The sequence below is a fragment of the Paenibacillus sp. Paensp111 genome, from assembly GCF_059492195.1.
This window is the reverse complement of sequence record NZ_CP168527.1, coordinates 456,393-475,581: the sequence shown is the minus strand read 5'-3', so window position 1 is coordinate 475,581 and position 19,189 is coordinate 456,393. Positions and strand designations below refer to the sequence as shown.

General features: G+C 50.0%; 13 protein-coding genes and 1 riboswitch. Of the genes, 2 read left to right on the top strand and 11 right to left on the bottom strand.

The window, feature by feature from the left end; all coding sequences use genetic code 11:
• Positions 1–157 precede the first annotated feature (157 nt).
• From ACEN86_RS02265 to ACEN86_RS02220, 10 genes are all read right to left on the bottom strand, one after another.
• The gene (locus ACEN86_RS02265) at positions 158–1,186 is read right to left on the bottom strand and encodes a LacI family DNA-binding transcriptional regulator (RefSeq protein ID WP_495632763.1); all 1,029 of its coding nucleotides are present in this window, start codon (positions 1,184–1,186) and stop codon (positions 158–160) included.
• 249 nt (positions 1,187–1,435) lie between these two features.
• Positions 1,436–2,170, bottom strand: a complete 735-nt coding sequence (locus tag ACEN86_RS02260; RefSeq protein ID WP_495632762.1) for an ABC transporter permease — start codon at positions 2,168–2,170, stop codon at positions 1,436–1,438.
• A gap of 4 nt (positions 2,171–2,174) precedes the next feature.
• Positions 2,175–3,086, bottom strand: a complete 912-nt coding sequence (locus tag ACEN86_RS02255; RefSeq protein WP_495632761.1) for an ATP-binding cassette domain-containing protein — start codon at positions 3,084–3,086, stop codon at positions 2,175–2,177.
• A gap of 36 nt (positions 3,087–3,122) precedes the next feature.
• Entirely contained in the window at positions 3,123–3,269 is a 147-nt protein-coding gene (locus ACEN86_RS02250; RefSeq protein WP_495632760.1) for a glycine zipper domain-containing protein, read from the bottom strand.
• Between the two features lie 51 nt (positions 3,270–3,320).
• Positions 3,321–5,489, bottom strand: a complete 2,169-nt coding sequence (locus ACEN86_RS02245) for a peptidase domain-containing ABC transporter (protein WP_495632759.1) — start codon at positions 5,487–5,489, stop codon at positions 3,321–3,323.
• A 33-nt stretch (positions 5,490–5,522) separates the two neighbouring features.
• Positions 5,523–8,441 carry a type 2 lanthipeptide synthetase LanM family protein gene (locus tag ACEN86_RS02240; protein WP_495632758.1) on the bottom strand — a complete coding sequence of 973 codons (2,919 nt, stop codon included), beginning with the start codon at positions 8,439–8,441 and terminating at the stop codon, positions 5,523–5,525.
• A gap of 90 nt (positions 8,442–8,531) precedes the next feature.
• Entirely contained in the window at positions 8,532–8,714 is a 183-nt protein-coding gene (locus tag ACEN86_RS02235; RefSeq protein WP_495632757.1) for a class II lanthipeptide, LchA2/BrtA2 family, read from the bottom strand.
• Between the two features lie 63 nt (positions 8,715–8,777).
• On the bottom strand, positions 8,778–11,897 hold the full coding sequence (locus ACEN86_RS02230; protein ID WP_495632756.1) for a type 2 lanthipeptide synthetase LanM family protein: 3,120 nt from the start codon (positions 11,895–11,897) through the stop codon (positions 8,778–8,780).
• A gap of 101 nt (positions 11,898–11,998) precedes the next feature.
• The gene (locus ACEN86_RS02225; protein ID WP_495632755.1) at positions 11,999–12,229 is read right to left on the bottom strand and encodes a plantaricin C family lantibiotic; all 231 of its coding nucleotides are present in this window, start codon (positions 12,227–12,229) and stop codon (positions 11,999–12,001) included.
• 853 nt (positions 12,230–13,082) lie between these two features.
• Positions 13,083–16,103 carry an OmpL47-type beta-barrel domain-containing protein gene (locus ACEN86_RS02220; RefSeq protein ID WP_495632754.1) on the bottom strand — a complete coding sequence of 1,007 codons (3,021 nt, stop codon included), beginning with the start codon at positions 16,101–16,103 and terminating at the stop codon, positions 13,083–13,085.
• 99 nt (positions 16,104–16,202) lie between these two features.
• On the opposite strand from ACEN86_RS02220, the gene ACEN86_RS02215 reads away from it, so the two are divergent.
• Both ACEN86_RS02215 and ACEN86_RS02210 read left to right on the top strand, forming a co-directional pair.
• Complete coding sequence (locus ACEN86_RS02215; protein WP_495632753.1) at positions 16,203–16,490, top strand: hypothetical protein; 288 nt, start codon at positions 16,203–16,205, stop codon at positions 16,488–16,490.
• A 185-nt stretch (positions 16,491–16,675) separates the two neighbouring features.
• Positions 16,676–17,212 carry a DUF4269 domain-containing protein gene (locus ACEN86_RS02210; protein ID WP_495634191.1) on the top strand — a complete coding sequence of 179 codons (537 nt, stop codon included), beginning with the start codon at positions 16,676–16,678 and terminating at the stop codon, positions 17,210–17,212.
• A gap of 94 nt (positions 17,213–17,306) precedes the next feature.
• Here ACEN86_RS02210 and ACEN86_RS02205 read toward each other — a convergent pair whose 3' ends face one another.
• Positions 17,307–18,746, bottom strand: coding sequence for an NAD(P)/FAD-dependent oxidoreductase (locus tag ACEN86_RS02205; RefSeq protein WP_495632752.1), 1,440 nt, complete (start codon positions 18,744–18,746; stop codon positions 17,307–17,309).
• A gap of 130 nt (positions 18,747–18,876) precedes the next feature.
• Positions 18,877–18,976, bottom strand: a riboswitch (purine riboswitch).
• Positions 18,977–19,189 lie beyond the last annotated feature (213 nt).

Here is a 19,189-nt window from a genome sequence, read left to right as displayed (position 1 = left end):
GGATATTTCAATAACAAGTTTGCATGATTTGATATTTTGTTATTTATTTGTTAGGTAATTAGAATAACAAATTGAGCTGGGCACAAAAAAAGACAGCCTTCCTCTGCAGGATGTGCTGTCTTCGTCTTTTAAATACCCGCTATCCGGGTAATTGAGGTTAATTTGAAGGCTTCGTTCCGTTCTCTTCACGGATAATCATATCCGTCGAGACCATTTTACGTTCATAAGCAAAGTCCGGGTTCTCAATTCGCCACAGAATCTGATCAACGGCGCGAACCCCCAGCCGCTCCTTGTTCACCTCAGCCGTTGCCAGCAGAGGAAGCTCCACATTGAGATTGTCAAAGCCGGTTACTACACAGCGCCCCGGAACTTGAATCCCTTTGGCTGTCAGTGCCTCGATTGCAAAGGAGGCCATTTTGTCATTCGCGCACAGGAACACCTCAGGAAGCTCCCGCGGATTCATCTCCGTAATCGTCCTCGCAATATCCTCTCTTGCGGGAGATATCAAGCCCGGCGCCTGATTCCCCTCAATCCCCTTCTCCTCCAGGAATGCCCGGTAAGCAGTCCATCGCTCCCGAAAGCTCGGCGCGTAGCCGGGATTTCCCACGAACTGAAAGCTCTTGTATCCCCGATCCAGAAGAAAATTCATCATCTCGTTGATAGACATCTGATTATCCATGAAGACCGTATCGCATTTCAGAACAGGGTCCATATGGTCAATCATAACCACCGGAATGCTCAGGCGGTCGATCTCGGCCAGAATAGACGAGGATACCGTACCGACTGTAATAATTCCACTTACCGCATCCGGATTGATCAGCGAGAAGATATCCTCGGTCGAAGGCTCAGTCAGCGTAATAATATCGATTCCCTTCTCATTCAGCCGCGCTGAGACGCCATCGAAGATTGGCCCCCAGTACAGGGAATCCCGGTTCTGGAATCGGATATTCGGGAACAGAACGACAATGTTCCCCTTCCATTGATGCTCTTCCTTTATTGCAGGTGGCTCCGGCCCAATCCGCTTGGATTCATGCTTGAAATACCCCAGTTCGCCGGCTGCCTTCAAGATCTTCTCTCTTGTCTTATCACTGACTCCCGACTTCCCGGCAAGCGCGCGGGAGACGGCGAATTTGGATACCCCTACAAAGTCTGCAATCTCTTGAACAGTAACTTTGTTGCCTTTCATCCAATCACCTATTCTCGTATTATCACGTCACATCGAAATTCCTTTTCATATTATTACAAATTAAGTCCCCTATAGCAACCGAAAAACTAACAAAATGGATGCTTTAAGATAACAATTCGACAAAAATTTATCATTTTGTTATGTTATTCTGAATTCAGATGGCTTCTTCCCCTTTAAAAATCAAAAGCAGGCACCCTGGATTCAACCCAGGCTGCCTGCTTGGCATTACCTTTCTAAGCCTATTTAGCTCTACTTAATCTCCATTCGCCGGAACGAAAACACACTTAAAAACATGAATATTCCTATCGTCACCAAGGCTACAATAATCAGCTGCCAAATTTGCGGTGCTGTAATCTGTGGTGCGGAGGCAACCGCAATCTGTCCCAGAATCGTCTTCTGGTAAATGAACCGGAACGTCTCATTATTCATGGCCAAGGCCTGAAGAATAACGTACAGGTTGTACAATCCGAAGAAGATGCCCAGGGTAGCCAGGCTGTTCTTGAACAGCATAGAGATGAAGAAGGCCGCTGAGGCAATCCCCACATACACAAGCAGGCTCAGGGCAAAGGCTCTAAAGACCAGCGCCCCCGGATTCACTCCGTCACTCTCTCCGAACCCATTCATACCCGAGTTAATGAGAGTCGTCACAATTGGCATGATTAAGCTTAGGAGCGAGATCATTACCGTGAACACTAGGCTCTTGGAGAACAGAATCCGGCGGCGGTTATGGCCGAAATAGATATACTTTTTGAAGCCGCCCGACTTGTATTCATTCGAGATAAAGCTGGCTCCGAGCAGGCCAATCACGATAATTAACGGGAACATCAGCTGGATTTCAAATACCAGCAGCATGATCCGCTGACCGGAATAGGTTCTGAACCAATAGGAAATGAACAGGGACAGCAGGATTAGCAGGCCGGCCACAATATACACTACTTTGGAAGACTTCAGCTTATATAATTCAGCTTTAATTAGGTTTCCCATTGCGCTAGTTCCTTTCGAGCAGCGTCATATAATAGTGCTCCAGGTCTTGTCCTTTACAGGAGATCTCCTCGACGGCAACTCCATTCTCGTGAAGAAGCGAGGCTACTCTGCCGGATTCCGTATAGTAATCGTATAACCTGACTGTATTCCCCACTACCTCGAACCGATCGGTGTTCAGCTTGGAGGTTAGAACCCGAATCGTATTCTCCACAGGCTTCGACTTAATGGAAATGTACGGCTTGCTTCTCTCACTTAGCTCATCGGCCGAGATCTCCTGACCCAAGGTATGATGATTGATGATGCCATAACAGGTTGCGATCTGGGCCAGCTCTGTCAGGATATGGCTGGAGATCAGAATCGTGATTCCGTACTCCTGATTGAGCTTCAGCAGGAGTTCTCTCATATCGACAATACCCACCGGATCAAGTCCGTTAATAGGCTCATCCAGCACCAGTAGTTCAGGGTCTCCAAGCAGAGCCATGGCAATGCCAAGACGCTGCTTCATTCCGAGAGAGAAATTCGCGGTCTTCTTGTCTCCAGCGCCCTCCAGCCCGACAATTCGAAGCACCTTCTCAATGGCCTGTGTATCCTCAATCCCTTTATGGATTCTCTCCATTTCCAAGTTCTCGTAGGCGGTATGATTCAGGTACAGCGCAGGCGTCTCAATCAGCCAGCCCACCTTGCTCCGGAGCTGCTCAATTTGGCTCTCCTCTGTCCTGCCGAACAGCTCAATCGATCCCCCCGAGCTGGGGGTGAGGCCGGCAAGAATGCGGATTAAGGTCGTTTTGCCTGCCCCATTCATCCCAATGAGACCATATATATCTCCTTTTCGGATACCCATATTGACGTTATCCAGAACCTTGTCTTGTTTGTAGGATTTGCAGAGCTGCCGGGTTCTCAAAATATACTCGGGCATTCGTCATTACACCTCCATTCAGCTTCGATATGACACTCAAGCTTTATTGTTGGTTCCGAATTCAAGAATCACCCCGATCACAAGTCCGGCCAGCAGACCCCACAGCAGGTGATTCATCATCAGTCCGGCCACAAGTCCAAGCGCAACACATACCGCCATATAGATGCCTTTTTTGGTTCTCATTATAATTCCTCCAGTTCTGTATGGAATGAGCCTAAATTGGGCTCACCCCATCTAAGTTAGCATTAAGGCTTGATCCTCCGTACCTACCTGAGCGCTGTACAGCTCACTATAGACTTTTCCAAGTTCAATCAGCTCGTCATGAGTTCCCTGCTCGACAATCTCGCCATGCTTCATTACTATGATGACATCCGAATCCTTAATCGTCGAAAGACGGTGGGCGATGACAATTCGTGTACAGCCCGCCGATTTAAGATAATATGAAATGCGGGATTCGTTGATTACATCCAGGGAGCTTGTCGCTTCGTCAAGAATGATCAGCTTGGGCTGGTTAAGCAGAGCTTTCGCCAGGGCGACTCTTTGCCGCTGTCCACCCGACAGGTTCATCCCCATTTCCGAGATCACGGTTCTGTAGCCCATCGGCATCGCCATAATTTCATCGTGAATCTGGGCAATCTTGGCCGCTTCCATAACCTCTTCAAGCTCAACCGGCTTGTTCATGACAATGTTCTCATAGATCGTTTTGTTGAATAACGTAATATCCTGGGGAACAATCCCCATCTGCCTGCACAGCTCCTTGCGATCCAGCGATTTCATGGGGATGTCATCATAGAAAACCTCACCGCTTGTCGGTGAATAGAGTCCTACCAATACTTTCCCCAGGGTGCTTTTGCCTGAACCGGAAGAGCCCACAATCGCGACTTTCTGACCAGCTTCAATGCGCAGATTGATGTCCATCAGCACTTTATCGGAATGAGCCGTATAGGAGAAGCTGACATTCTTAAGCTCAACTTGTCCTTTCAAATCGTGCGGGATCGGATTCTCGGGAGTTACTTCCGGTGCCTGTTCCCAAATATCGTGAGCCCGATCCAGGTATGTCGTAGCGAGCAAATACTGCGTATATACCCCGAAGAGGGAGGTGCTTAGGCCAAAAAAGGTCACGGACAAGGCCTGAAAAGCAATCACTTCTCCAATCGTCAGCTGCCTGCTAAAGGTCAGGTACATCCCCATAATAAGAATGATAATCGGGCCGATGGTCTGGAACGTGCCGTTGACTGAGTTATAGATATTCTGAATTACCGATCTCTTCTTGTACTTATCCAGCACTTGCTCGAAGCTGCCATCCCAGTTCTGATAGACCTGATCCTCCATACCCGACATCTTGATCGAGGAGATGGAGAACAGCGATTCCACCTGAATGGACTGGGACTTCGTCTGCATTACAATTTCATTGTTGATGGAATCGGCAATGGACTTCCTCGTGAGTGCCATGAACAGCACGTTCAGCGCGCAGATGCCAATCGCGGTCAGGGTCAGCATCACCGACTTGCTGAGCATATAATACAGAATGAAGGCCATGGCTCCGAGGTCAACGAACCCGCCGATCAGCTGGGTGGTCAGGAGTTCCCTGAGCCCGTTAATACTGCCCAGCCTATAGATCAGGTCCCCTGATGTCCGGACGTCGAAGAATTTGAAAGGCAGCTTAAGCAGATGCAGGAACGTCTTCGAGACCAGCTCCCGGCTTACAGCTACGTTCAGGACGATATAGCTCAGTCCCCTGGCCAGCAGGACGAACAGATACAGCAGTGTAATCGCAGCAATGCCGAGCAAATACTTATTCAGCCATCCCACGTCCGTCGATTTGGCCCCTTGGTCGATAATCGACTCCACCAGATTCGGAATCTGCAGCATAATGAGATAACTGATGACCGAGACGATCAGGGCGAGGAACATCAGCCGTTTTTTCTCCCAAATCATCTTCATCACGTGGAACCACGGGCTTCTTCTCGTCTTCTTGCGCGGCGTATACTGCTCGGTTGGAATCGCGGTCAGCACATAATGGCTGAATTTCTCCGCGAACTCCGCTTCGGTGATTTTCCGGCTGCCGGTCGCAGGATCGACAATCAGGACGCCTGAGCTGGTGAATTTCTCGACAATGAGAAAATGCTCGTTATTCCAGTGCACGATCACCGGCATCTTAAATTTCTTCAGCTGCTCGACACTTGCCCGGTACATCTTGGAATCGAAGCCGCGCTCCACGAGCAGGCTCTGCAGCTGCTTCATGGACAACCCGTCACGGCCGACCTCGATGAATTCTCTTAAGTCCAGCAGACTTTCATTACTCTTGTAATATCTGAGGATCATCGCGCAGCAGCAGAGGCCGCACTCGGTTTGAACCATCTGACTGATATAAGGGACATGCCTTCTCCTAGCGATTCGCATAGTATCTTCCTTTCTTACCGGTCTGGTAGAGAGTTAGTGATAGATCTCCATAGCTAGCACAGAAGGAAGATCGGAATTGTTCAATCGCAGGAGAGCGTATCCGATGCCGGTTAATCCCACCATGAAGGACATCAGGTCAAAAGCATTATTCAACCCGCAGACCACCCGGGTATCCCGGATTCGCTGAAGGGCCTGCCGCGCCTCGGCATGTGCCTGGTCCAGCCACATTTGCTCGCCCACTGCGCTCCCCGCCGTAAGCAGGATATCGATGTTGCCGAATACGCCGTGGCACAGACTGTGATCCAGCTTCGCTGAGAATCCATCCTGCAGCAGCTTGCCAACTCCCCTGTGGATATCCGATTCCAGCGGGAACGAATTCAATTCCTTGCTGTAAGGAAGGAGCTGGGTTCTGCTAAGCGTTATGCCGGGTGCCCCATGACACCAATACACCGGATCGGCCTGCTGCTCCCCGTCTCTCAGATCAAGCCAATTCATCCTGTCACTGCTGTAGTGTTCATTCTCTTGTTCCAGCAGATTACGAGCCAGGGAGGTATAGCGGTCTTCCTTCAAGTGAGTTCCGAGCTTCACCATCGCGAGGGCCATGCCCGAAGAGCCGTGTGACATGCCGGTAAGGACCGTCTCCTTCATGCCGCTAATCCGGCTATATAGGTATTCCCCCAGTTTATCGCTGACTTCGAGGAGCCTTGGGTCCTGTTCCGCTTCATAAATATTCAGCAGCAGCGTGATCAGCCCTGCGATCCCTGACACGTAGTCAATCTCATGATCTCCTTCTGCTTCAGCATCGATGAGCTGACCGAGACAGCTCTCATATTTGGCATATGCGGAGGTGTCCCCGTGCATCTTGTACAGGGTGTAATAGATATAGATCAGGGACCCTACTCCATTAAAAGAAGACAGCGCCGGCTTCATCTCCATCCCGCTCATCTGCTCCTCAATTCCTCTGAGTCCCGCTTCGGCCAGACGGTAATACTTGTCCTCACCAGTCTCTTTTGCAAGCATATACAAGAATAGAATGGCGCCGCCGCCCTCATAGAGCATATAATTCATCGCCCCGAGCTTCAGCCGTTCCCCATCAATAAGCTGCGCAAGCCACGTACAGGCTGTGTGCTCCTCATTCCAGACGGCTGTCTTGTCCATGAAATCCCCGATCTCACGCGCGCCGCCGACATAATCCAGGCTGCTCTTGAAATAAGGAATCTGTTCGTTCAGCCTCGGAAAGCTTCCACCCGCTTCCTTAAGCCAGTTATTGTTCACCGAGGTCGAGATGGACATCCGGATCAGATACAGCTGGTGCTCCAGCTCTTCCAGCGTAATACGGCTTATCCGCTTCAGGATGATATCCATCAGCGTTAACTGGAAGTACTCCGGGATGACCCCATTGTTGTTGCAGGTAATATCCGTGGAATTCATCGTGGTGGTGAAGTACGGAATATCACACTGGAACAGAGCCGCGATCTCAAAATCCCTTTGGGCCATAATCTTGCCATTCGCCAGATCCTTCTTCGTCTTGAGCTTGGACAGCAGTGTCAGCCGGTCGGCCGGTGACTTCAGATAATTCGGATGCGTGGCCGCTTCCAGAAATTTGGCATAAATGCTGGTTGGCTTCAGCACTTGTCTGACAACAACCTCATGGCTCGCGCAGTAGCTGGACAGCGTCTCCATGAACTGCTGCTTATGTTCACAGATCAGGCGGTAGCCCTGTTCGAAGCCTTCGAGCAGGTCCTCAATATATAGATACGGCTCGATCTTCTCGCCATTTAGAATGACAAAGTTGGAAGCTTTCCCAATGCTGCCGGGCATGCGTTCGAGCTTGATTTCATCGGTATAGTTATTTAGTACGACGAACATTTTCCAGAAATCAGATTTCTGTTCCTCGAAATTGGACATGGCGCTCATATCGAAGTCGAAGATGCTGTTCTTGAAATTCAGCGGCAGCACCGCCGTGCCCAGCACGGAATCATTAATGCTGCGGTTGAACTCTTCAACCAGCCCTCCGCTGCGCTCCATCTCCATCGTCTTGTTCTCGACCAGAGTCTCCAGATCGATAATATACGGATGCTCTCCCGCACTAATCAGATTCTCGAAGTGAATATCCGTCGCTCCGATCATATGAAGCAGGGACAGATTGGCCCCTAACCGGTAATAATAGCTGCGGACTTCCTCTTCACGGGTGCATGTCTTCGGCTCCACATAGTTCTGCCAGCCGTAGTCCACTTTATCGATACTTGGGACGTATTCGATCCTCATCTTCAAGGTTCCCTGCTGATTCATGAAATCAACCAGGTGATTATACAGGCTGTCCGTAGAGAGACTGTGCGGTTTATATATAAATTTCCCGGTATCTGTGGTGATTCCGAGGACTTTTTTTCCATTGTTGTGCGTGTCGCCAGAGGTAACCCGGATCTGGGTTATTTCGCCAAAAGACTGACCGAATTCGCTGGCAATCTGCGCGGCATCGCGGGATAAATGCTCGAGTGCTTCTCCAATTAATCCAAGTCTGGCCTGGATCATGTGCTGCATCAGGGTATACAGGACCGGATATTTGTTCAGCAGTTCATAGAAAGGCTCTCTCTTCTTGAACTGATCATTATAATAGGTGTACCGCTCTTCGGGCGTCTGCCCCTGCAGGAGTCCGAGAATCCGCTTCTCATTAATCTCATAGATTAGAGTCCGAATACTGAAGGAAGACAGCTCATTCAGCAAGGCTTCCGTAATATCGGCAACGATCTGCTCCTTATGTACCTTCAGCTGGCTCTCCTGCTCGAAGCTGGCCAGCAGGTGCTCAAGCTCCATTCTGAAGCCATCTAGAAATCTGGCAAAAAATAAATGGAAGGCATGTCTGTCCTTATTCTGATCTGAAAGATAATATTCAAGATCTTCGAAGTCCCTCATCTCTCTAATCCACTCATTGTCCTTCATCTCAATAGACATACAGATCCTCCTCAGGGTAATGGATAGGTACTTGAATAGGGTATTAGGCAGGGGAAGCATGCATCCCCTGCCTAATGTATGTTTACGGAATTAACAAGATTTAGTGCAAGCTGATGTAGGGCAAGGAGTTGCATTCAGGGTAATACCAATAACCGAGATAATGACGGTAGCCACTGGCGTCCAGCCACCTTTTACATCCTCATTACCTGCCAACAGTTCAAGCTCGTTCTCCTCGATCATACCGGAAATTTGATTCAGTTCTGCTTTCATCATTCATTCTCCTCTCAGTTCTTTTAATTTATATAAAGGCGGCATGAACCGCCGATATATCATCCATTACTGAAGCCAGAGAAACTCGGGAACCTCGTCAGGTGCATAATTCTTCAGCATCGAGTAGCCAAATCCGGTAATGCCGATCATCAGGCTGAGGGACCATCCACTCTTCATGTTCTTCTGGTTCCACTCCCTGGACAGCACCTCGTCAAAAAGATACTGGTAAGCGCTGACCGCCTGGTCCATCAGCCGGGTATCACCTCTAGACTGAGCGGCATAGCGGAGAACAGCCAGATTGCCAAGATCCCCGTGGCAATAAGTTGGATTATTGCCGATTCCATGCTGCCCCGTAGTCCGGATCGCCGTATCCAGCTCCAGTTCCAGAAGCGCATCTGCATATCCCTGCTCCTTCAGCATCAGCTTGCTGAGCAGCATCCCGGGAGCCCCGTGACACCAGCCGTTGCTTACCTTGTCCCGCCGGTCCGAGACGAACCAGTTATGGTCTTTGGCAGAGTAGAGATTGCGTTCAAATCTGAGAGCCTTGCTTATATTGGACAGGATATCCTGGTTACCCGTACGAGTGTAGAGCTTATGCATATAAGCGATAATTCCGGCACTGCCATGGGAGAATCCCGAGTAAGATTTATCTCCGACTGACGGCCAGTAGATCATGCCCGCCTCTTCCTTGCAGGACTTCATGAGCTGTTCATAGCTTGCATTGGCCAGCCGCAGGGAGGATTCCCGAAGCCTGGTATTCGAAGATTCCGAGAGGGACAGCGCGATTGCCAGTGCTCCTGCTGCGCCCCCAATCACATCGTGAATCTCGTCTGTAGCGAGCATAGCGAGAAGAGTATCCATATGCGCATTGATGAAATCAATACTCTCATCATCCTTGTACAGCTCGGCAAGCTTATGCAGGGTATACATAATACCGGGCAGCCCGGTGAATGCACCCATGGAATAAGGCTGGTCCTTCTCCAGGTTCTGCATAATACTGCGCGGCATCTCCATAGCCTGGAAGGAGGCTTCCTTGAAATCCTCCCGGCCGGTAATCTTCCCGAGGTAACCCAGGAACAGGGCAATCCCTGCATTGCCGTTATACATATCAAAGCCCAGCACATCAGGCTTCCAGATATTCTCCTCAAATCCCTGCAGGCTCGTGCTGATCCAGAACTTGTCCCGGTTCCCGGCATCGTTGATCCCGCTGAGGCTGTTCATCAGAATGTGCTCCCCGATCTCTTCCGCGGTCTTCAGCCACCTCTCCGGGGTGAGCTTGTTCACCTGTATTCCGAGCTGGACACCGGTCAGATCTGCTTCATCCGTGCGTTTATTGAAGTAAGACATCTCGATAAATTCCAGCTGTCTGTTCAGATCGTCTTCAGAGAGCCCGGCGAGCTTCTTCTGAACCGCGTTCATGGAGCTGGTCTCCAGCAGATCACGGCATTCCTCGTTCCGGGAATTGATAATCTTGGTATCGCCAATCCATACCGTGAAATAGGGAATGTCATTCTGATACAAGTCCTCATACTCCGACTGAACAATCCACCGCTGTACCTCAGGAGCCTTAATGGCTACCCGGTGCAGAATCATCTTCCGGTCATCCCGGCTTCGCATGAAGTCCGGATGTGACGCAATCTTCAGCAGCTGACCATAAGAAGCGGTTGCCTTCACGATCAAGCGGCTTCGCATGGAGGAGAAGATCGTCTCGATTCTGCCGGAGACCAGAGACTGGTGGCTCATCACCCACCGGTAGAGCTGTTCGAAGCCGTATTTCAAATGCGGGACATAATCCTCGGAACTTACGATCTGTCCCTCGAACACAGGATTGTTCGATTTCGGCGTAATTACGCTGTCCTTGCGCAGCACCTTGACTGAATCCGTCTCAATCCCGTCAATGAACAAAGACTTAATCGGTATGGTCTGCTCTTCTTTCACACTAAGTCCGCCCAGGTCAAAGCTGACTTCATCCGCACCGCTGCGCTTGCTGAGCTGGGTCGGCAGCAGGCTGATCATATTTACGGAAGCATTAATGACTTCCCTGGCCTTGATGTACCCGCTGTTCACTTCCTTCTTGTCACCCTTGACCACCGCATGGAAGATCGATTCCATATCGATCAGCATCGGATACTCTCCGGAAGCAATCAGATTCTCGAAATGGAAGTCCACAGAGTTCAGAACGTACAGCAGACACAGGATTTGCCCGGATCTATTATAGAATCTCTCCAGAGCAAGCGGGTCTTCGCACTCTTCATTCTCGATGAATTCCATCCATCCATAATCGTCCACGGTATAGACCTGGCTGGTCCGGAAATCCAGCACCTGATGGATTTCCTGTTCGTTCAGCCAATCCAGCAGCTCGTTGAACCCGCGTTCAAGCTCCAGGCTCCGCGGCTTGTATACCAGCTTGCGGCCGCACGAGAATTCCAGAATCGATACAGCCTTACCGCCCTTATGGCCGTCACCGGCTCCGATCTCCATCTTGGTCAGGCTTCCCAGCGGCTCCCCATGGTTCAGCTTGTGCGCAAGCTGAGGCATATGCTTCGCTGTATTCCGTATAATTTCTAATGTGAAATGGTAATAGTTATCTTTGGCTAGATTTAAAAGCTCAATTAGTGCCGGATATTCCTTATACAGACTTAAGAGATATTCCTTGTTCGTTAACAGCTGCTCCGAGAAATAGGACAGACGCTCATGTGAAGTCCCGCCCTTCAGCGCCCCATTCATGCGAGCGGCGTTCACTTCAAGGACAATCACCCTGTACGACAGTTCGAACAGATGGTCCAGAATGTGCTTCACGGTATTCCCTATGAAGGAATCCTGATCCTGGGTCCCTTCCATCTGGCTTAGCTCAGCTATGAAAGAATCCAGACCCGCATTCACAACCGGAAGTACAAAGTGGGCAAAAGGGACGTAACGTTCAAATTCAGCTGCATGTTCGCTCAAATAGGGGCTAAGTTCCAGGTTTATCAGACGAGCAAGCTCAGCGTTCTCCAGCTCATCGGTGATCTCTGACTGGTACATTCTGTCCAGGCTTCGTTCAATCAGGCCTTCCAGAGAGAGTGCCTGAATCGTATGTATTAAATCTTTCAAGCTATCTTCATTCTCAATTTCGGGAAATAGGTGAAGCCAATAATCCACAATATCCTTGCCGGTAATTTGTACCGATTCAGCTGCGAGTTCCATGCGAACGCCTCCCTTGTACCCCTATATTGTGCCATTGGCATAAGGCAGTTCAGCAGTCCACTGCCCTATGCCAACGACTTATACGTAAGTAAGATTAATGATTATTTCCGGCAGTTGTTGATGCACTCAACTGTAGCTGTACATACTTGTCCTTTGTCACCCAGTGCATAGCTAGCGCCCAGACAAGCCAAGGAAGTCAGAACTGTTCCCCAGCTGATCGCACCGACAACATCATGATCCTTGATTTCTTCCATAACGTTACCTGAAGGATTCTCGCCTTCATACCCAACTTTGTTTCTCAGAACCGGGTTTTTAAGCATGGCCATTTTCATAAATAATCCCTGCTTTCATTATTTTTTTGGATACAAATTTTTCTAATTCGTATCCTAAGGCCATACTAGCTTATAGAAGAAATCTATGTAAATGCTTACATTGTCCCGATTTCCACTTAAATACCAATTTTGGGAACCCTATCTTGCAGCTTATGTCCTAAATGATCTATTCACATGAAGATAGACACATCCGCGCCCCGCGCGGGATGTCCGTAATTCGACCGTAAACATTTGCTCGCTTGCTAAATATGGTAATTTTTGGTCCGTAAGTACCAGAAACACCCATTTTGCTTGCTTAGTAAATTAACAGCCTCCTAAGCCGTGCTCGGCCCATATCTGGAGCGAATTCTGCATTTTGCACAGGAAAAACCTGTCACCTCAAGAAGTGAAGTGACTTTCAGCAGCTGGCCAGGACTATCTGAAATCCAATAACAATAAATGACAATATGCGATGGTTTGCGGCATTTGAGGATAGCACTAATCTCATAGTTCCGTTCTACTAGCTTCTCCCGGGGCCGCTCAGCTAAAGCGGACCAGGCCAACGAAAGAGTTAGCCGTACCTGCAAAGCGGTAGACTAAACTAGCAGCTGCAGGATGAACTTATGGCTGGAGGCTAATCTAGCAAAGGCTGTAGGATGAACTAGCAAAGGCTGCAGGATGAACTAGCAAAGGCTGCAGGATGAACTAGCAAAGGCTGCAGGATGAACTAGCAAAGGCTGCAGGATGAACTAGCAAAGGCGGCAGGCCAGGGGAATCCCCTTACCTGCCGCCTTGCTTAGTTTTAGGGAGATGAAGCTCTCTCTACGCTCTATAGCACTTACTTCGGGCAAAGTCTTCGTGGAATGATCGGTAACTATACAGCCTTCTTCCCAATATAGATCAGATCGGCGAGAATCATGGCCGAGTAAGGAACCTTAATGGACTTGCCTGTCTGAGCAGCCACCTGGGTACCGAATGCCGCGAGCCGAACAAGCTGCTCCTTCTTGCTTTTGGCCGTCTGAATGGCTGTAACCGTGTTCTGAAGCTTCTTGACTTCAGCTGGCTTCGTTATCCACTGCTTGGCTTCACCCAGACTCACCAGCTCATCCAAATGCTCGATGTCGATTGTCTCTTCAAGGTTAAACAAAGCCGAAGTGCTGTTCCCTGCTGCATCGGTTGCAGTCACCTTCAGCGTATGCTTGCCAAGGCTCAAAGTCCACGGTGCAACCGCACCAAGACTTGTAATCGCTCTTCCATCCAGGGTATACACCGTATTTTGCACACCACTGCCTGTGTCTTCTACCTTTACCGCCGGAAGGGCTGCATCAGTCTGATTGAACTGGGCTCCTGCCGGGAGGGTAATGACCGGTCCCTGCTTGTCGATACGAATCACAATCGTCTTGGACGCCTCAACATTCCCCGCCTTGTCCACAGAGCGGTATTCCACTACAAATCTACCTTCTCCGGGTAGAGTTACGGGAGCGGAAGCGGCAATCCAATCGCCATCGTTCACGCGGTATTCGCTGCGTGCGACTCCCGTTCCTTCATCGGTCGCCGAGAAAGCCAGCGTCACATCCTTGGCATTGTACTCGCCTTCACCAGCCTTGCCGTCCACCGCAACCTGAGTCACAGGTGCAGCCGTGTCAGACAGCTGAATATCAGCTTCGGAGATCGCCTTCAGCTGATAAGTACCTTTGAATATAGAAGAAATGCCTGTGATATTCACAGTTGTTCCCGCTGGATAATGCTGCTGAAATGCGGCTGCATCCACCCCTGTTCTGCCATCTACCCGCACGTGCGTAGCGGCCGCTTCACCGGAAGCTGGAACGGCATCGAACTCGAATGAGCCGGCTGGGGCGGCTGTCTTATAATTTTGGATAGTCACATTCTGAAGAGTCACCCGCTGTCCTTGACTGCTGTCCGTCAAGGTTGACTGTACAAGAGGCTGAGGCAGCTCGGCAGTCCCCTTCTTCTCGACCTTCACCGGACTCTCCAGCTCAATCTCGCCATTATACGTCGTCTTGGACGCGCTGATGACGATCTGATCCCCGGCATGATAACCGGCTGCACTTTGGAATACGTAAATACCGCCGCTGCTGTCCTGAAGGTAGAACCCTTGGCCGCCAAATAGGCCAGGCTCTGTCGTAATGGTGCCCTGAACGGTAACCGCTGTGCCGTCAGCTGTCTGCCGCGCCGACGCAATCGGCGATACCGCCGGCACGGCCGGTCCATCCGCAGGAAGCGGCTCAGCAGGAACATTCGCAATCGTTACACTCTCTGTAATGATATTGCTGCTGCCCTGCTTAAGTCTAAGGCTGGCTGGACCTGAAGATCCTGGCTTCAGCTGCACAGTTAAATCCGTTGATGTGTGTCCAGCCGCATTCGCTGTCATGCTGAACGCCGGGCTGTATCCATAATCTGACCAGGTTCCATCCGTATTCTTAAATCTGGCAATCTGTGTACCTCCGGCAAGATAGATCCCCACCTTCAGATCGGACAGGGTCTGTCCCGGAGTCAAGCCATCTGCAGTAAGACGAATCTGGAATTCCTGCTCACTTGGCAGCTGCTGCTGCTTGACGAATCCGTAGACCGGCTTGGCATCGGGAAGCTTGCTTGATCCATACGAGCCCGGCTTGAAGGTTGCCGGATCATACCACTTGTAGCCGGCTTCCGGAGCCGCCCACGGTTCGGCCTGCGGTTCTACCGAGCTTGCCGGCTGCTCGGATGGCAGCAAGGCTGTCGGTGAATCGAGCGTAAGCCCCGGCACCTCGCTCAGGCGGGTGTAACTTTCCTTGTTCGCCAGCCATTCCACGGTCTGAACGAGGAAAGCCGCGTCATTCACTTCTTTGAACCCATCATAGGTTGTCTTGGATTTCCCGTTCTCTTCGCGAAGATATTTCGGCGTTGCATCCTCTACCGGTGAAGAGTCCCCGATGAATGCAGCCTTGCCAAGTTCAAGCTTCGAGATGGCCGCAAAAGGACCCTCAGCACGTCCGCCCCCGTTATATACGCCGCTGTCCACCGCATTTCCCCAAGCGGGCACGCCAGTTGGCACGTAGACAAGGCCCTTGGCCTTGAGCGGATCAAGAATGGCAAGCGTAGAGCCCGCGTGCACGGCGACACTGCTGACCCCGGCAGTGATTCCGAACGACTGCTCCGGACTCACAACATCACTGGCATTCACGTCGCCCAGCGCATTGTAGCGGAAGCGGAGACCGAAGTTATCAGCCAGCCAGTCGGAGCTTGTAAGCCCCTGCATCGCAGGCGAAGCTGCTTCTTCAGCGTTCATGCCTTTCGCGGGATTATCCCAAGCTCCGCGGCGGTAGCCGTTGAACACCTCGGAGGAATCCCAGCGGTTCTTGTTCCGGTCCGCATTATAATGATCGGCGATGAAGAAGATTCCCCCGCCATTCTTCACGAACTGGATCAGGGCGTCCTGCTCTGATTTTTTATAAGGAATATTCGCTTCCCCAATTACGAAGACATCATAGTTCTGCAATTTATCATAGGTCACTGCCTGTTCTCCGAAGGTATAAGGAATCTGCCGTTCCAGCGAGTCTACAGTGAAGCCGTCATTCCTCAGTCCATTCGCGAAATCCGAGAATGCCCCATCAATGACCCAATCCGCTGCCCCGGCCGTCTGGCCGTGTGCGTTATCGAACAGCACTTTCTTGCCCTGCCCATTCGGGAGTGCAGCGGAGGATGCCAAGGCCTGCTGCGCCAATCCCGCCTCTCCTGCCTGCTGATCCAGCCCCGTCTGCTGAACTTGCGGAATGCCGCTGTCCGCGTTCTGCTCTGCACTTACGGTCTGTGGAAGCAGACCAGTCAAGCCGCCAAAAGCAAGTGTACCGGCCAAGATCATTCCCAGCAGCTTCTGTCTCCATGTCTTGCTCATACGTTAATAATTCCTCCCTTGATATGGAAAATATGAATCTACTCTATTGTAATAGATAACTGGATGGTGAAAGGGCTATCTTTGTAAAGTAGACATGAAATGACAGAATTGGTTCATTTGAAAATAACCTGGGGGAATGAAGATAAAGAGATTGAGCGGAAGATCCTCAGGAAGTTTGTCGATATTTCCCGGGAAAAGAATGGACGGATCGGCATCCTTACCGAAGCTACGGAGTATCCGGAAGAGCTTGGAGATATGTACAGCTCTATTTCCAAGGAATTAGGCGCATCGGAAACGGTGCTTTTTCATATAGATACCCGCGAGAAAGCGGAAGAACCGAAGAAAATCAAGCAGCTATCTACCATGTTCACGTTACATGGGTGGTGAAGGTTCCTTTTTCTGTTGATTGGATAGAGTTGGGTGCAGCCTTAGGAATCTACGTCCCGAGGATCCAATTACAGTTACCCAAGTGATTAAGCTGAGGCTATGTTAAACTAAAAAATAAAATGTTAGTCACCTCTTCTACCATTTTCGTGTTCTGAATTAAGCAGACGTTTATTGGGGGGAGCATTATTTTTAAGACCATATCATATTTGGAATTCGGGTGTGAAATACAGCGTCGTTCCTATCATGTAATTAATGAACTGAACATACTCAAAGAATTTGCCGAATATCACCCTGTCTTATGCGGAACCATACCAATCTCCATTAATATCCAAGGTTCTGACTTGGATATCATCATGGAGGTTCATGACTTTGGAATATATATGGATGAAGTAAAGTTACGATATGGGAACCTCGATAAATTTGTAATATCACAAGTAACTGTGAAGAACATACCGACAGTAATATCAAATTTTCACTTCGGAGGTTTCGACTTTGAATTGTTCGCCCAGCCTATAGCAGTTGAAAAACAAAACGCCTATCGGCATATGATTGTTGAACATCACTTACTGGTAAATAACCCTCATATAAGACAGGAGATTATACGCCTCAAGGAAAGAGGACTAAAAACAGAGCCTGCCTTTGCCAATGTGTTTAAATTAGTCGGTGACCCTTACGACGAACTACTTATTCTCGGAATTATTTTAGGAATAATTGAGAGCTAATTGCTTAAATCCACTAGAAAAGAGCACCGCCCCGCTGCATGATGCAGCTGTAAGGCAGCGCTCTCTCCCATTGTATAAGCAACTTGGCTGTATTCTATATTCCGGTCTTCTCCATCATGCCTCTTGCAATCCACACCCCTGCGGCTCCAGCCTGGGCCAGTCCGCGGGTAATCCCCGCGCCGTCTCCGCCGCAGTACAGGCCTTGGATCTCAGTCTCCAGCGCAGCGTCCAGCTTCGGACGGGCGGAGTAGAACTTGGCTTCCACGCCGTAGAACAGCGTGTGTTCCGATGCGATACCCGGAGTTACCTTTTCCAGCGCTTCGATCATTTCAATCAGACTCTTCATTGTATTGTAGGGAAGCACAAGGCCGAGATCGCCCGGCACCGCCTCCTTCAGGGTCGGCTCCAGGAAGCCTTCCGATATTCGACTCTGGGTTGAACGGCGTCCGCGAATAATGTCACCGTACTTCTGTACAATGACGCCTCCGTTCGACAAGTCATTCGCGCGCTGGCAGATTTCTCGTGCATATTCATTGGGCTTGTCGAATGGCTCGGTGAACTTGTGCGATACGAGCAGGGCAAAGTTGGTATTGGTTGAACCCAGCGCAGGGTCCTTATAGGAATGACCATTGGCGGCCATGACACCGCTGTGGTTCTCGACTACCACGTGACCGGATGGATTGCTGCAGAAAGTCCGCACCCGGGTTCCCACCGAGGTATTATAGATGAATTTGCCTTCATACAGGTGTTCGTTAATCTCTCTCATGACTACGTCGGAAGTCTCAACACGAACCCCGACATCGACCTGATTGTTGTACATCTTGAGACGGCGCTTCTTCAAAATCTCGGTGAGCCAGGCCGATCCATCCCGGCCCGGAGCAATCATAACCAGATCCGCTTCGTGAGTCTCGCCGCCCCGAAGGGTAATTCCGCCGATGCGCAGCTCGCCTGCTTCATTCTTGGTCGTTATAATGTCTTCTACTTCCGTCTTGAATGACATATCAATTCGGGTTCTCAAATACTCATAAATCGACTTCAGAATCTCCAAATTCTGCTCCGTACCCAAATGCCGAACCTGTGCCCGCAGCAGCTTGAGCCCGGCGGCATAACCGCGCTGCTCAATTCCCCGGATTGCATCCGTCAGCGGATCGGTCACGTTCGTCGTAGCTCCGTGTCCCAGATTAATGCTGTCTACATATTGGATCAATTCAAGTACTTTGGAGGGAGCAATATAATCGGTCATCCATCCGCCAAATTCGGTCGTAATGTTGAACTTGCCGTCACTGTATGCGCCAGCTCCCCCGAAGCCTGCAGTGATAGAGCAAGCAGGCAGACAGCCCGCGAATTCCTTCTTCCCCGCAGCCGGCGGACACAGCTTGATCTTCTCCTCAAGAATCGGACAGCGGCGCTTATAGATATCATGGCCCTTGTCGACCAGCAGCACCTTCCAGTGGGGAGCCTTAAGGCTCAGCTCATAACATGCAAAAATCCCTGCCGGACCGGCACCTACGACGATTACATCATATTTACTCATGGTTCCTCCTGAAGTATACGGTTTAGTGTAAGAGTCTCTTGATAAGCACGAACGCAAAAAAATTCCTGGCTGTATGTCATGAACTCACGAGCATCATGCTCTGCCGTTCACTCCATACATCTGAATAGGTATGCAGCGGCACCCTATTCGTAGCCAGGAATTTATGGTCCCTTGTAGAAACCCTCAACCCATATTATTGAGGATATACGAATGGTCAATTTGAAGTTGTAAGTGCCACCAAAGTCAGATGACATTAAGCATCATAAACGAACTAACACGAATGTGTCAACAGGAACAAATAATAATGTTCGTATTTTGATGGTATTCACCCTACCGAAAGGGTATGCATAGCTCCTAAACCGTATAAAGGCGAACAATAGGTTCGCTTCGAGGTATAATCCGATGGAAGTTTCGATAGAAGTTTCGATAGAACTTTCGATAGA